At 71.1% G+C, this 990-nt stretch carries 2 protein-coding genes; both read right to left on the bottom strand.

Annotated elements, in window-relative coordinates; all coding sequences use genetic code 11:
• A partial coding sequence (locus IE287_RS38100; RefSeq protein WP_229884018.1) for a hypothetical protein occupies nucleotides 1-693 on the bottom strand: 693 nt, incomplete at its 3' end.
• On the bottom strand, nucleotides 690-990 hold a 301-nt coding region (locus IE287_RS38095; RefSeq protein WP_189854009.1), incomplete at its 5' end, for a tyrosine-type recombinase/integrase. The genes IE287_RS38100 and IE287_RS38095, both read right to left, overlap by 4 nt.

The raw sequence follows: 990 nt of genomic DNA, 5'->3' as shown, positions 1-990 counted from the left end.
CTCGGTGTCCGTGCGGGCCTGGAGGACGTAGAGGATCTCGGCGACCACCAGGGGCGGCAGGCCGCGCAGGCTCACCGCCGTCGACTCCGACGAGCCCGGCTCCATCCGGCACCAGGTCTCGGAGTCCGCCCCTCGGCCCGCGGCCTCCTTCCAGCGCGGCCAGTGCGCGAGGCAGAAGAGGTGCGCGGGGCTGGGCCTCATCCGGTGACAGGCGTCCACCGCGCAGTGCCCGAGGTGGGGCAGTGGCTGAACCCGCGGGTGAGTGAAGAACTCCTGAAGCGGCGGCTCACCGAGCTTCTTGAACAGTTCCCGGTGCCACTCACACATCTGCGTGCGCGAAGACGTCCAGGGCCGCCCGCACTTCGGGACCCCGCAGTCCCCCGACGCGCCGGTGAGGATCTTCGGATCGCTGGCCACGAAGTCCTCGAAGGACTTCCCGCTCCGCTTCCAACGGCCCCGGCAGGCCGAACACAGCCCCAGTTCCGACCGCCGGGCCTGAGCCAGGCAGCCGACCCGGGAACAGATCCTCAACCCGAGAAAGGGGTGTTCCGGTGAAGGACGCAGCACCTTCGTCGTCTCGTCCCAGTTCAGGACCTCCAGCGTCTCCGGCCGGATCAGTTCCCACAGCCGTCTGGCGCGGGCGGGCAGCAGATCGGATGCCGGAGGCGGCACCAGTCGCAGGGCCGTGGTCATGGCTTCCTCCTCGGAGCGAGCGATGCGACCCGCTCGACCGCGGCCCGCAGCCGCTGAGGATCGGGGTGCAGATAGACCTGCGAGCTGGACGGACTGGCGTGGCCGAGGAGGTCGGCGATCTCGTCCAGGACGGCGCCCGCGTCGGCAGCGTTGCTGGCGAAGGTGTGCCGCAGCGCGTGGGGATGGACCCCGTCGGCCAGGCCGGCCCGCCGCGAGAGACGGTCGAACAGGTCGTTCAGAGCCGCCGGCGGCATGGGCGCCCCCAGCGGCGGCCGGAAGAGGTTGACCAGCACGAAG

This window comes from Streptomyces omiyaensis, assembly GCF_014650895.1.
Classification (GTDB): Bacteria; Actinomycetota; Actinomycetes; order Streptomycetales; family Streptomycetaceae; genus Streptomyces; species Streptomyces omiyaensis.
The sequence above is the reverse complement of the archived record's forward strand: the minus strand, read 5'-3'. Positions and strand labels throughout refer to the sequence as shown.